The sequence below is a fragment of the Micromonospora inaquosa genome, assembly GCF_003857055.1.
GTDB classification, from domain to species: domain Bacteria; phylum Actinomycetota; class Actinomycetes; order Mycobacteriales; family Micromonosporaceae; genus Micromonospora; species Micromonospora inaquosa.
Window position 1 is genome coordinate 30,225 of sequence record NZ_QGSZ01000270.1, and the last position, 13,185, is coordinate 43,409.

Annotated in this window: 8 protein-coding genes; 1 reads left to right on the plus strand and 7 read right to left on the minus strand. The window is 69.3% G+C overall.

Features of this window, described 5'->3' with window-relative positions:
- Positions 1-190: 190 nt before the first annotated feature.
- The 7 genes from DLJ59_RS24705 to DLJ59_RS24735 form a co-directional block, all read right to left on the minus strand.
- Positions 191-3,142 carry an AfsR/SARP family transcriptional regulator gene (locus DLJ59_RS24705; protein WP_124774988.1) on the minus strand — a complete coding sequence of 984 codons (2,952 nt, stop codon included), beginning with the start codon at positions 3,140-3,142 and terminating at the stop codon, positions 191-193.
- A gap of 516 nt (positions 3,143-3,658) precedes the next feature.
- Complete coding sequence (locus DLJ59_RS24710; protein ID WP_158630904.1) at positions 3,659-3,991, minus strand: hydroxyisourate hydrolase; 333 nt, start codon at positions 3,989-3,991, stop codon at positions 3,659-3,661.
- A gap of 315 nt (positions 3,992-4,306) precedes the next feature.
- Entirely contained in the window at positions 4,307-4,654 is a 348-nt protein-coding gene (locus tag DLJ59_RS24715; protein WP_124774990.1) for an SRPBCC family protein, read from the minus strand.
- Positions 4,651-6,204 (minus strand): aldehyde dehydrogenase family protein, encoded by a 1,554-nt coding sequence (locus tag DLJ59_RS24720; RefSeq protein WP_124774991.1) that lies wholly within the window; start codon positions 6,202-6,204, stop codon positions 4,651-4,653. The genes DLJ59_RS24715 and DLJ59_RS24720 overlap by 4 nt, the downstream gene beginning before the upstream one ends.
- Positions 6,201-7,352, minus strand: coding sequence for an acyl-CoA dehydrogenase family protein (locus tag DLJ59_RS24725; RefSeq protein ID WP_124774992.1), 1,152 nt, complete (start codon positions 7,350-7,352; stop codon positions 6,201-6,203). Before DLJ59_RS24725 ends, DLJ59_RS24720 begins: the two co-directional genes overlap by 4 nt.
- Positions 7,352-8,992, minus strand: coding sequence for an AMP-binding protein (locus DLJ59_RS24730; RefSeq protein ID WP_208648826.1), 1,641 nt, complete (start codon positions 8,990-8,992; stop codon positions 7,352-7,354). Before DLJ59_RS24730 ends, DLJ59_RS24725 begins: the two co-directional genes overlap by 1 nt.
- Positions 8,993-9,007: 15 nt before the next feature.
- Positions 9,008-10,207, minus strand: coding sequence for a glycosyltransferase (locus DLJ59_RS24735; RefSeq protein WP_124774993.1), 1,200 nt, complete (start codon positions 10,205-10,207; stop codon positions 9,008-9,010).
- 255 nt (positions 10,208-10,462) lie between these two features.
- Between DLJ59_RS24735 and DLJ59_RS24740 the strand changes: the two genes are divergently transcribed.
- Complete coding sequence (locus DLJ59_RS24740; RefSeq protein WP_425271456.1) at positions 10,463-13,081, plus strand: helix-turn-helix transcriptional regulator; 2,619 nt, start codon at positions 10,463-10,465, stop codon at positions 13,079-13,081.
- The last annotated feature ends 104 nt before the right edge of the window (positions 13,082-13,185 follow it).

Genomic DNA, 13,185 nt, shown 5'->3' on the forward strand with positions numbered 1-13,185 from the left:
CCTCCTGTCCGGGTTGAAAGTGGGTTGGATATCGGCTACGCAAGGCCTTATCGCACCGCCGCGTTAATGCTGTGACGGCTGAACCCACTCTCCGGTGGGATGAACGTACTGTCGGCCGAGTACTCTGCACGCGGCTCGACCGGCACTCAATGGGCCCTGATGCCTACGGTTGCAACGGACAAGCGCTACTTCAGACAGCGGGTGGTAGGGCAGCCTGTTCGCGCAAGCCAGGCCGCCCAGCCGCCTCATCGCGGATCTGCCCGAGCAACTCGTCGGCCTCCAGGCGGCCCAGCAGTGCGTGGAACTGGTCGAAGATCCCGAGTGCCTGGGAGGCCCACTCCAGCGCGGAGGAGTAGTCCCGTCGCGCCCGGTGCACGCGCGCGAGCGCCAGGCAGAATCGCGCGGTGGCGAGCCGGTCGCCGTTGCGACGGGCGATCGCGTACCCGTGGTTCAGCGTCACCGCTGCCTGGTGGTGTTGGTGCTGCCGCAGCTTCACCAGACCGAGCGCGTGCAGCACGTGCGCCTCGCCTGCCCGATCGTGGCCTCCGCGCACCAGTTTCAGGGCCTTGGTCAGCTCTTCCTCGGCCCGGGTGAGGTCGCCGTCCTCGAAGTGCAGCTCGCCCAGCCGGTGCAGCACCATCGCCTGGACACGCGTGCCGTTGACCTCGGTCACCTTCCGCAGCGCCTCGGCCAGCAACTCCGCGGCGGAGCCGCGCTCGCCCCATTCCAGTTTGATTCGTGCCATACCGCTGAGGATGTGAGCGGCACCCGCCGCGTCGCCGAGCGGATGCAGCGCGGCGAGCGCCTCGCTGTAGCGCGCCCAGGCCCGGTCGAGATCGCCGTGCATCCGGTCGAGGAAGGCCAGGTGCCGCAGGGCAAGCGCCCGACCGCGGGCCTCGCCGATCTCGTCGAACACCTGAAGCGCCTGGGCCAGCCGGGCGCGAGCGTCGTCGAAGCGCTGCTCGACGATGTCCACCGCGCCCAGCGAGTACAGCATCGCGGCCGTGCCGAGTCGGTCGTCAGCCTGCCGCGCGGTGAGCAGGGCGATCTCGTGAGTGGCCCGCCAGTCGTCGAGGTAGCTGCCAGTCTCGAAGAGGGCCACCATGGTGATCGCGAGGTCCCAGCAGTAGTCGGGGGCACCAGCTTGGGAGGCCTGGCCCACCGCGGCCACCGCAGCGGCCCGCTCGTTCTCGAACCACATCAGCGGATCGCGCAGCAGGTCGTGAACGAGGTGTCGAGGCAGCTTCCAACGCTCGGCCTGGCTGTGGATGACCGTGTAGTCGCCGCCGTAGAGGATGCGGTGCGCCTCGTCGGCGAGGAACAGCCACGCGCCGAGGAGACGCCGAGCGGCCTCGAGCCGGGCCGGCGCGTTTTCCTCGGCGGCGAGCCGCTCACGGGCGTACACGCGGACCAGGTCGTGCAGCCGGTAGCGGGTGTCGACGCCAAATCCACCCACGACTTCCAGCAACTGTGCGTCCACCAGCGCGTCGAGCGTGTCCGACGCCGTGATCACGTCGATGTCGAGCAGCGGCGCCGCGGTCCAGCCCGGGAAGTCATGCGTCTCCAGCAGACCGAGCCGCCGCAACAGCCGCTGCGCCTGCCCGTCGAGGCCCTCGTAGCTGATCGCGATGTTGGTTCGCACATCCAGGCCACCGTGGGCAAGCTCGTCCAGACGCCGGCCCTCGTCCTCGAGTCGCTCGGTCAGTTGCGCCATCCGCCAATGCGGACGAGCGATCAGCCTCGCCGCCGCGATCCGCAGCGCCAGCGGTAGCCGACCGCACAGTTCGACCAGGCGTAGCGCCTCGCGCGGTTCGGCGGAGGCTCGCTCCGTGCCGACCATCCGCGTCAGCAGTTCGACGGCGTCGCGCTGATCGAGCGCACTCACCTCGACCAGCCGGGAGCCGGGGATGCCGGCCAGGCGGCGCCGACTGGTCACGATCACACCACAGCTGGGGCTGCCCGGCAGGAGAGGGTAAACCTGTCGCTCGTCGACGACGTCGTCCAGGACGATCAGCACCCGGGATGCGGCGATCTGGCTCCGAAAGGTCGCCGCGCGCGCCTCCAGCCCCTCCGGTATCGAGGACCCGGGCATGCCGAGCGCGCGGAGAAAACCGTCGAGGATCTGGGAGAGACCGCCGCTGTGCGACCGCTCCGGGCCAAGCCGAGTGAACAGTTGGCCGTCCGAGAATTCGGCGGCCAGTTCGTGGACCAAATGCACGGCGAGCGTCGTCTTTCCAGCGCCGCCGCGGCCGGTGATCGTCAGGACCGGCACGGAGTCACGGTCGGATTGCCCGCTGCCGTACCGCAGGAAGTCGGCCAACTCGGTCACGAGCTCGCCGTAGCCGGTGAAGTCCGGTATGTCGGCGGGTGCCATCCGGGGCACCGAGGGTGCCGGCTCGATCGGATTCGGCCATTCCAGCTCCACGGCCGGGCCGGACTCGAGGTCCCCGTTCAGGATGGCCCGCTCCAACAGCCGCAGCGGCTCACTCGGCTCCAACCCCAGGTCGTCGATCGAGGCCTGCCGAGCCGACCGGTACGCCGCCAGGGCCTCCGCTTGCCGGCCGGCCCGGTACAACGCGGTGATCAGCTGTTGCCACAGCCGTTCCCTCAACGGGTGCTCGGTGACGAGCGCCATCAGTTCATCGATGGTCTCCCGATGCCGGCCGAGATGCAGCTCCAACTCCAGGCAGTCCTCGACGACGGCGAGCCGCCGCTCCGCGATCCGGGTTGCCGCCGCCTCGACCAGCCGGCTGTCCACGCCGCTGAGCGGAAACCCGCGGTACAGCGCCAGTGCCTGCCGAAAGCCGGAGGCAGCGTCCTCCAGCCGTTGCTCGCGCAGCGCGGCGCGGGCTTCGGTGAGGAGATCGTTGAAGATGTGCAGGTCCAGCTCACCCTCGGCGATTCGGATCTGGTAGCCGGCCGGGTTGGTGATGATCCGGTCATCGAGACCGGTGTCTCGCAAAGCACGTCGTAATGCCGATATGCAGATCTGAATCTGACTTTTAGCCGTCGATGGCGGCGATTCCTCCCATACCGCATCGATAAGCCGGCCGAGCGGGACCACATTATTGGCCTCCAGTAGCAGCATGGCGAGCACTGCCTGCTGCCGGGAGGCGGTGATGCTGGCGTTCAGAACGTGCAAGGGTCCAAGGATGCGGAAAACCTGCAACTTGCCTCCCCGTCGCCCAAGCTTCCCCTCCGTCGACAACGACACATCGCCAGCCCAACCGCGCCCCCGGAGCTGGCCGGAATGATCGTTCGACGCCCCGCATAGGAGAACGTTTTACATCGTAGCGAAGCATACAGGCAGGCACCAGGCGAGATTCGGCTCGGCCGATGTTTTAACGCATGTTTAAGATGGCGTGTTGGCAAGGTGCAGGTGAACGCGCGGTGCAGCGATTCGGCGGGCCATCCCGGCGGTGGCGGCCCCGCGTGCGTCGCAGCCGCTGACCGTCCCTGCCCACGTGTCGGCGCCCGCCATGCTCCGGGAGTCGATGGTCTGCGCCCAGGGGCCACGCCACGAGAGATGCCGCATACGGGCCTTGGCCCGTGGCGTGGCCACGGCGAGCAGACATGCGCCGCTGCGCCCGTTCCACCGATGGACGGCCACCATGCCCCCACAAACCGACCCACTCAAAGGCGCTGGGCGGCCGGCAACTTATCCACGTTCTCCGTAGACGGTGAAACCCGCCGCGTTAAGGTACACGGCCATCCGGAGATCGAGTTCGATCTCCCGCACCTGGATGGACACCGTGAACTCGCGGTACTCAGCGACCGTGCCGAGCCCGGCAAAGTAGCTAGAAGGATCGAACGTGAGCTGGTGCGCGCCGCGCCGCACCTGAAGTTCCTCCAGCGCCAGCAGTCGGCCGTCATTCGCCGTGAACCCGGACATCAGTGGCGCCCAGCCTCGATCGTCGCGGCTGTCCAGCCGCACCAGCACGCCCGGCGCAGGTCGACCCGACGCGCAGTCAATAATGCGAACACCGATCATTTTATATCCAGGTCCTTCGATTCCGGCAGCGCCTCGCGTGAGCGTACAGCTCGCCGCTTTCACCTCGCTATCAAGTCGCCATGCGCCGTCACCAGGTTGGACTAAGCGCAACAGTGACGGATCGACAGCCATGGGATAACAGGTCGACAGCGGGCGCTGGTGAACTCGGTTTGTAGCCGAGATCGAAGGGGGAGCCAGATCATGAGCCGTGACACCAACTGGGGCTGAAGAATTGGGCGGAGCGCCCACGACAAAGGTGGTCCCTCGAGTCAGGCGACGATTCGAGGGACCACCTTTATGCTGCGCGAGAAGTGCCTAGAAGCCAGCCACCGTCGTCCGGACAGCCCTCGCCAACACCCGCTCGATCAACGGATCGAGAATCCGGTCATATATCGGCACCCCGACGTCGTACGTCAAGTCGACCAGCACCTCACACCCCTCCGACGTGGGCATTGCCCGCCAAGCGCCGGACAGGCTCCGGAAATCGCCAGTGGTCTGGGTGAACGAGACACGACGTTCGGTCGGTGCCTGTTCACTCCGCTGCCGCCAGTGGATCGACCCACCCCGGAACGGCAGCGTCCACTCGTCTTCGAGCCGCTTGATCCGATCGAACGCGGCGTCGGCCGACAGCGTGGTTCGGGCGGCTACCTGAATCGTCCTCATGAACTGCTCCTCAGTGACACCGCCTGCAGATGCGTCGTCCGGATCATCATGTAGCTGGCTTCGCCGAAGACCCCGCCGGTTAGGCCGGTGCCGCCGTGCGAAGGCAGGTAAGGGAAGAAGCCGGAGTGCGATTCGTCGTTCACCTTGACGACGCCGCCGTTGGTCACGGCACCCACGAAACGCTCCACTACCGCTTCGTCCTCCGACCAGAAAGAGTTGCGGAGTCCGTAGGCGTTGGTGTTGACGAAGTCGAGCACATCCTCAAGGAGCGCGTCGTCGCTGCGGCCCGACTCGGGAACCACCACCGGCAGCAGCGGGAAGAAGGTCTCCGCGCGCACCGCCGCCAACTCGCGGCTACGCGCCAGGCCGTCGATGCGTACCACTGTCGGTTCCAGGAAGTAGCCGGTGTCGGACGGCGTCCCGTCCACCTCCAGCTGGCGTCCACCGCACACCAACTGGGCTCCCCCGGCCAGCGCCTCGTCCAGCACCGCGAAGAAGCTCTCCTGGGCCAGGACCGGAGTGAGCTCCACGCCTTCGTCGTCGGGGTAACCGGGTCGGATCTGCCCGGCGGCGATCCGCAACCGGTCGAGCAGCTCGTCGGCGATCGCGGGATGCGCCACGACCTGGTTGGGGACGTTGCAGATCTGCCCGGACGCGTTGAACGCCTCGGTCAGCGCGCGAACCGCCACGTCGAGATCCGCGTCCCGCCAGACCACGGCGCAGTCGTTGCCGGCCAACTCCAGGATGGGCTTCTTGCCGGCGGCGATGCAGTCGTTCTGGAAGATCAGCCCCTTGTCGCTGCCCCCGAAGTAGATGATGTCGTTGACGTGCGGGCTGGCCAGCCAGTCAGCGAGCATCGGTGGTCCGCACACGACATTGACGGTGCCCGGCGGGGCACCCACCTCGTCAAGGGCGGGCGCGATGATCTCCCGGATCGCGTACATCACGCCCAGCGGCATACTGCGCGGCGCCCGGACCACCACGGTGTTGCCGGAGAGCAGTGCGGCCGCGCCGTAGATGGCGTTGGAGTGCGGCGCGTTCTGCGGCGGCGCCACGCAGACGACCCCGTCCGGACGCCGGCGCAGGACGATGCGCCTGCCGTCGTGTGCGAACTCGCGGTGCAGCAGTTCCGCACACCAGGAGAGGGTCTGCTCGCTGAAGATGTGCAGCAACCCGTCGATCTCGGCGTACGACGGCGTACGCGGCCGCCCCTCGGCGACCATGAGCTCCACGAACTCGTCGCGGGTCGCGACGAGCCGCCGGCGGATCGCCTCGCCCAGGCGCAGCCGGGTACGCAGGGGCGTTCTGCCCCACTCCGACTGGGCGGCGGCAGCAGCGGTCAGCGCCTGCTGGACGGTCTGCGGGTCGGCCAACGCGCATCGTCCGACAATGCGCGGGTCGTCCTCGTCACCGAGCTCACCGGCCTCCAGCCGCCGCTTCAGGCTCAGCGCACCGAAGGTGTCCTCCAGCGCCGCGCGTGCCGAGATGCCGTAGACATGCCGGTCGGACTCGACGTCCTTGCCGGCCACGTAAGACGGAAAAGTTCTCATGGCGCGTACTCCCGCCCGAGCAGTTCCCGTGCCACCACCAGCTTGGTGGCGTTGGCGGTGCCGTCGGCGAGCTGAGTGCCGATCAGGTCACGTAGCCGCTGCGCGATCGGCTGCTCCTCGCTGTAGCCGAAGTGACCGAGCGTCAGCAGCGCCTGGTGGGCCGCCTCGACGGCCGCCTTCGGCGCCCACCACTTCGCCATGTTCGCCGCCAGGCGATGCTCCAGCCCGGCGTCGTTGCGCCACAGCGCCTCGTACGCGAGGAGCCGGGCCGCATGCAGATAGGTGGCGCACTCCGCGAGCGGAAAAGCGACCCCCTGGAAGTGGCCGAGCGGCTGTTCGAACGCCCGCCGGTGCCGAGCGTGCGAGATCGCGTCGTCCAGCGCGGCCTGTGCCGCGCTGACGGCCATGAGCGCGATGAGCGCCCGTGAGTAGTCGAAGCCACGCATGCCCTGGGCGAAGCCGAGTCCGGTGTCGCCGACCACGTCCGACACCCCGACCGGCAGGCCGTCGAAGACCAGTGTCGATCTGCCGCCGGAGCGGCTGCCGAGGTCACGCAGGGGTGATCGCAGCACGTACTGGTCGTCCAGCGGGGCGTAGAAGGCGGTGACTCCGCGGGCACGTGGCGCGTCGCTGGTGCGAGCAAAGATCATCCCGTGGGTGGCGTACGCGCCCAGCATGATCGACGTCTTCTCGCCGACGAGCCGCCAGTCGTGCGGACCGTTCGGCTCGGCGCGAAGCTTGACGGCGGCCGCGTCGGTCCCGTGGCTGGGTTCGGTCATGCAGAACGCCACCACCGCGTCCCCGCGGGCGATAGCCGGCAGCCAGCGCGCGCGTTGCTCCGCGGTTCCGTTGGCGGTGATGATGCCGGCTACCAGGGCGGCGTTCAGCACCGGATAGCACGCGGTGAGATCACCCCGGGCCAGCTCCTCCAGGGCGACGCCGGTGCTGACCGCATCCAACCCCAGCCCGCCGTACTCGACCGGGACGCGCAGCGACAACAGGCCCTCGGCGGCCAACTCGGGCAGCAGCTCAGCGTGGAACTGCCCCTGCCGGTCGTTGTCCTGATAGAACGGCGCGATTCGCTTTTCGGTGAAGGTGCGCACCCGATCGGCCAGCGCACGTTGCTCAGCAGTAAGAGAGAATTCCATCACGTAGCCTTCAATCGTTCCCGCAGAACGAACTTCTGGACCTTTCCCGACGGCGTCTTCGGCAGCTCGTCAACGGCGCTGATCCGCTCCGGCCAATACGGCTTGGCCATGCCCAGCTCGGTGAGATGGGCACGCAGTTCGTCGAGGGAGGGCGGCTCGCCGTCCGGCACGATCACCGCGCACGCCCGTTCGCCGAGCCGCGGATCCGGATATCCGACGACGGCCGCCTCCCGGATCGCCGGGTGGCGCAGCAGCGCCGCCTCCACCTCGACCGCAGGCACCTTCTCGGCTCCCCGGACGATGACGTCCTTCACGCGGCCGACCATGCGAACGCCGCCGTATCCGTCGTCGCGCGCGAGGTCGCCGGTGTCGAACCACCCGTCGGGCGTCAGCGACTGGCGGTACAGGTCCGGACGGCGGTAATAGCCCAGGCACTGGTTGTCACCCCGTACCTGGAGCCGCCCGACGGCGCCCTTCTCGACCGGTTCGCCGGTCTTCTCGTCGACGATGCGGATCTCCATGCCGGGTACCGGTGTGCCGTCACTCTCCGCAGCCCGCATCGGCGGGTCTTCCGGACGGGTGACCGTGACACAGCCGTTCTCCGTCATTCCCCAGACGGCGTAGACGCGGCAGCCGAGGACCTCCTGTGCCTCCTCCACGAGGATCGGTGGCACCGGCGCGCTGCCCGTGCCGAACGCCTTGAGGGTGCCGACGTCCCGCCCACTGCGCCGCTGCTCGTGGATCAGGTCGCTGAGGAACGTCGGCGCGCCGTAGAAGAACGTCACCCGCTCAGCCTCGAAGATGCGCAGCATCAGCGCCGGGTCCCACGAGTCCAGTTGCACCGCGCTCGCGCCCAGCATCAGCGGCATGACGAAGTTCCAGGTGTATCCACCCTGGAGGGTGGTGGGCGAGCCCATCGCCGTCACCTCGTCACCGGTCAGCCCCAGCACCTCGATCTGTCGCCGGTTGATGGCGTGGAGCGTCCGGTGGCTGTGCATGACACCCTTCGGCTCACCGGTGGTGCCGGAGGTGAACATGACCTGGGCCAGGTCGTCGGGGCCGGCCTCGCGGCCGTCCAACTCACCGCGAGGCACCTCGTCCTCCCAGGCCCGGTCGAGCAGGTCGGCGTCGAAGTCGAGCGCCCCCGGAGTGCTCGGCTTACCGAGGAGGATGCGATGGCCGAGGGAGGGCACCGCAGCGGCCACCTCCGCGCTCATCTCGTCGTACGAGAAGCCCCGATAGGACGACGCCCCCACGTACACCGGGCTCTTCGTGAGCCGGGTCATGAATTCCAGCTCGCGCCGGCGCATGATCGGCGCCACCGGCCCGGCGACGGCGCCGATCCGTGCGCAGGCGAGGGCGAGCGCGACGAGCTGCCACGAGTTGGGCAGCTGCAGGGTCACCACCTCGCCGCGCCGGACGCCGAGCCCGGCCAGCCCGGCCGCCAGTCGCTCGACCGTCGCACCCAACTGGGCGTAGGTCAGCCGCTCGGTCGCCCGTCCGTCGGCGTGCCAGCAGATCACCGCCGACCGCTGCGGATGCCGGGCCACGGCCTCCCGGAGATGGTCGAGCATGGTCCTGTCGTCGTGCGGCCCGGCGGGTTGGAGTCGCCGGACCGCCGTACTTGCCTCTGTGGTCACGCCGTCCTCCGAACGTTAGACGTTGGCCGGGGTGAACTGGTCGAGCTGCCCGATCGGTCGGGTCGGCTGCCAACTCCCGGGCACGAGGTGCGCGTTGATCAGCTTGCCGTCGCCGCGAAGCTCGGAGTAGGACGGGTGGCGCATGTGCAGCAGCGGCTCGTCGTAGGCGTCGTACGCCGCGTCGAATCCGAAGCGGTAATTGAACTCGATGTCCTCGCCGCCCCAACCCTGGAAGCGCTCGTCCATGCCACCGGTCCGGTAGTACAGCTCGGCGCGGGCGAAGAAGCACAGCCCTGGCCCACGGCGCAGCGTGAAGGCACGCAAGCGCTTCGGGTCGGGCGCTGCGGCACCGCCGTGCAACCGCTCGCGGATCGCCCGCCACGTGGCGGGGTAGTCCATTGCCACCATGTCCCGGTACGGCAGGTGCCCCATCGTGCCGGGTTCGCGCATGCGCTCGACGTTGCGGGCCAGGAAGTCACGGTCGGCCAGCACGTCGGCGTCCATGTGGCAGATGATCTCGGTGTTTCCGGGCGTGTTCGCGACGCCGACGTTCATCGCCCAGGACTTGTTGAACACGCCGCCCTTGGGGGCGAAGATGTAGTTGTCGGCGAACCGGCTGATCACGTCGCGCCAGCGGGACTGCTCGTCGCTCTCCACGACCGTCACCTGATACTGGTCGCGCGGCAACGACTGGTCACGCAGCGAGCGCAGGCACGCCAGGAGGTTGCGCAGCCGTTCGCCGCCGCCCTCCAACCGGCTGTGGAACGGGATCACGACGAGGACCTCCGGGGCGGCGCCGTCGGGCAGCCGCGGCCCCGGGTCGAACGCGGTCATCTCCTCCACGGTCACCGGAACGGAATCACTTGTGTAGTCCTCGTTCAGCACGTGGCCGAGGCGCGAGTTGCACTCCGCCCGCCAGCCGAGGTGCATGAGGTCGTCGACCGCGGCGTCGCGGCCGTGCCGCTCCGCCAGCGCCGCGTGCAGCGCCCAGTAGCGTCGGTGATCCGTCGGGTCGGCCAGCAGGCTCTCACCCAACGTACGGATCGTCTCGGCCCCACACGTCCGTACCGCGTCAACGACCTTGTCCCGCCAGGGCCGGGAAATCTCCCAGTAGTAGAGACCCGAGGCGGGTGCATCGGGGTCGGCCGCGACGACGAGGTTGTCAGCGACGGCCTTCGCCAGTACGGCAGGATCGGTCGGCTTCAGATACGACATTATCGCCCCAATTCACGAGAGCTGATTCTGGTCGGGATTGCCGGCAGTGGCGACGATACTGTGAACCCGCTGCGGGAAAGCCCTGGTCTTCGCTACCGGGTTAGCGCGGCGAAGTACTCAACCGGTCCGACTCTCGATACACAGGGCCCACTTTCGCTACTCAGGACCGCGCCGGCTTAGCGAACCCGCGAAAGGGCGACGCGAACGATGGTTTGACGAAAGCCGATCGATAGCAGCCAATAAGACAGTGGGTCGGTGGAATCCACCGACGTAACGATCAGGGACCGCCTTCGAGACGTTTTCGCTGGCCGACACTCAGAGCTGCGGCGCATCTGCGCAGCGACCGACCGGCGCGGGTCCGCCGGCATCGCATTGATCGGCGCGGAAGGCGTGGGCAAGAGCCGACTGCAGACCGAGGTCGCCCACCGGGCGGATCCTGCGCGACACCACGTCATCCGGGCCGTCACCAGCGTGGCGACCGCCAACGTGCCGTTCGGCGCGCTCGCCGAACATCTGCCGTCCGGGCTGCTCCGCGCACCGTTCACGGGCGACGCGCTCCGGGCCGGGGCAGAGGCGTTGCTCAAGCCCGCCGGCAAGCGCCGCCTGACGCTCGTCGTGGACGACGCTCCCCTGCTGGACGAAGCCTCCGCCGCGCTGGCTGTTCAGCTCGCCCGGCGAGGCGAACTCTTCCTCCTCGCCGCGGTGCGTCCCGACCGACGGTTGCCGCGCCCGATCGCGGCCCTGTGGACCGATGGGCTGGCCGAATGGATGGAGGTTGGCCCGCTGAGTCGCTGCGACGTCCACCAGATCCTCGAAGAGGCGCTGTGCGGTCAGGTGGAGGGCGCCCTGGTTCAGCGGTTCTGGGAGGCCACCGCAGGCAACGCGTTGCTGGTGCGCGAGCTGCTGACCGCACAGTTGGAGACGAACCGGCTGGTAGCCGAGGATGGCATGTGGAGGCTGCGCGGCCCGTTCGCCATCCCGTCCTGGCTGACCGGGCTGATCGACGAGCGGCTCGCGGCGGTGTCGCCGGAATGCCGCTCGGCCATGGAGCTGCTCGCCGTCACCGAGCCGATCTGCCCGGCCGTGCTCGGCGAGCTCGTGTCCGCTGACGTGCTCGAAGCGGCGGAAGCGCATGGTCTCATCACGATCGGGCGAAGCGGTGGTCGGGACCTCACGCGCCTGGCGTACCCGATATATGGGGATGTCCTGCGCGCGGTCACGCCACGGCTGCGCGCGCGGCGTTGGCTCAGTCAGTGCGCCAGTCTCATCGAGTCGACCAGTCACGACCCGGTCGACCTGGCGCGGGCCGTGCGGTGGCAGCTGGCCTGTGGCCAGCGGCCGTCGCCGGAGAACACGGCGGTCGCCGCCCGGGCCGCGCGTTCCAGCTTGGACTTCGAGCTCGCCGGCCAGCTCGCCCGGCGCGAGTTGGCGGCCGGTCGGGGCGCGGCGGTGATTGAGCCGCTGGGGTACGGCCTGCTGTTCTCCGGTCGGCCGGCGGAGGCCGAATCGGCACTGTCCGGGCTCGGTCGGTTGGACTGCGACGTCGACCGCGCCCGGGTTGCCATGGTGCGCGCGTTCAACCTCTACTTCGGCCTCGACCGACAGGCACCCGCCGAGGTGCTGCTGGCCGCGGCGGTCGACGAGACCGTCGACCCGGTTGCCCGTCGGTCGCTGGTCGCGCGGCAGGCGTTGCTGCGTGCTCTGTCGGACGCACCGAAGGACGCCCTGGATTTCGCCGCCGACGCGCCGGACGAGCCGGAAGCCCAGGTCGCTGCCGGCCTGGCCATGGTCTTTTCCGGCCGCCCCCACGAGGGGCTCGATCTGCTGGCCGGCGAGTGGCCGGACGAGGCACCGTGGCTCGCCGTCTTCGCCGACCTCGGCACGGTCCACGGCCTGCTGTGGACCGCGCAGTTCGCCGCAGCGGAGGAGCGGGCCTGCGCCGGCTACGAGCGTGCGCTCGCCAACCGGTGGCAGTTCGCGACCCTCGTGTCGTGCCTGCTGCGCGGCCTGGTCGCCCGGATGCGGGGCCAGCTGCGGGACCAGGCGTCCTGGTGTCGTGAGGGCATTTCGATAGCCCGTGAGCAGGGCTCCAACAATGTGCTGGGCGTGTTGCTGGGGCTGCTCGCGCACAGCTACGCGCTGACCGGCGAGCCCGACGCGGCGGTCCGCACGTTGGCCGAGGCCGACCGGTTGGACGGGGTCTCCCTGCGGCTGCTGAGCCTGTGGACGGAACTCGCCCGCGCCTGGGTCATCGGCGCGCGACACGGCGACGCCGCCGCGCACGCGCAGTGGACCGCGCGGTTGGCCCGGGACCGAGGTGCGGCCGGTTTCGAAACGCTCGCCCTGCACGACGCGGCGCGGCTGGGCGCTCCGAAGCACGCTGCCGACCGGCTGCGGACGCTCGCCGGCCAGTCCGGTCGGCTCCTCGGGAAGTCCTACGCCCTGCACGCCCGAGCCATGGCGGAGGGAGACGCCGCGGCGCTCGCCGAGGCCTCCGCCGACTTCGCCGAGATGGGCAGCCCGCTGCTGGCCGCGGAGGCCGCCGCCGAGGAGTCCGAGCGGCACCGGTCCGATGGCCGCCTGGCCATGGCGTCCACGGCCGCCGCCCGCGCCCTCATGTTCATGCGCCACTGCGATGAGGTCCCCCGCTCGCCCGCGTTGTCCGCGCTGGCGCCGCCGCGCCTCACCCCCCGGGAGGGCGAGATCGCCGAGCTTGCCGCCGGAGGGCTGTCCAGCCGGGAGATCGCCCGAACTCTCGTGCTGTCCGTGCGCACCGTGGAGAACCACCTGCATCGGGTCTACCGCAAGCTCGGCATCACCAACCGCGGGGAGCTCGGAGCCCTGAGCGTTCTGCTGACCCGGCCGCAGACCTGAGCCCTCCCCCGGGAGACCGGGGCCGACCACAGTGCGAGCCCGCGGCCATCCCCACCAGGAGTTTCCGGTGGGGATGGCCGCGGGCTCGGACGGTGTGCGGGGCG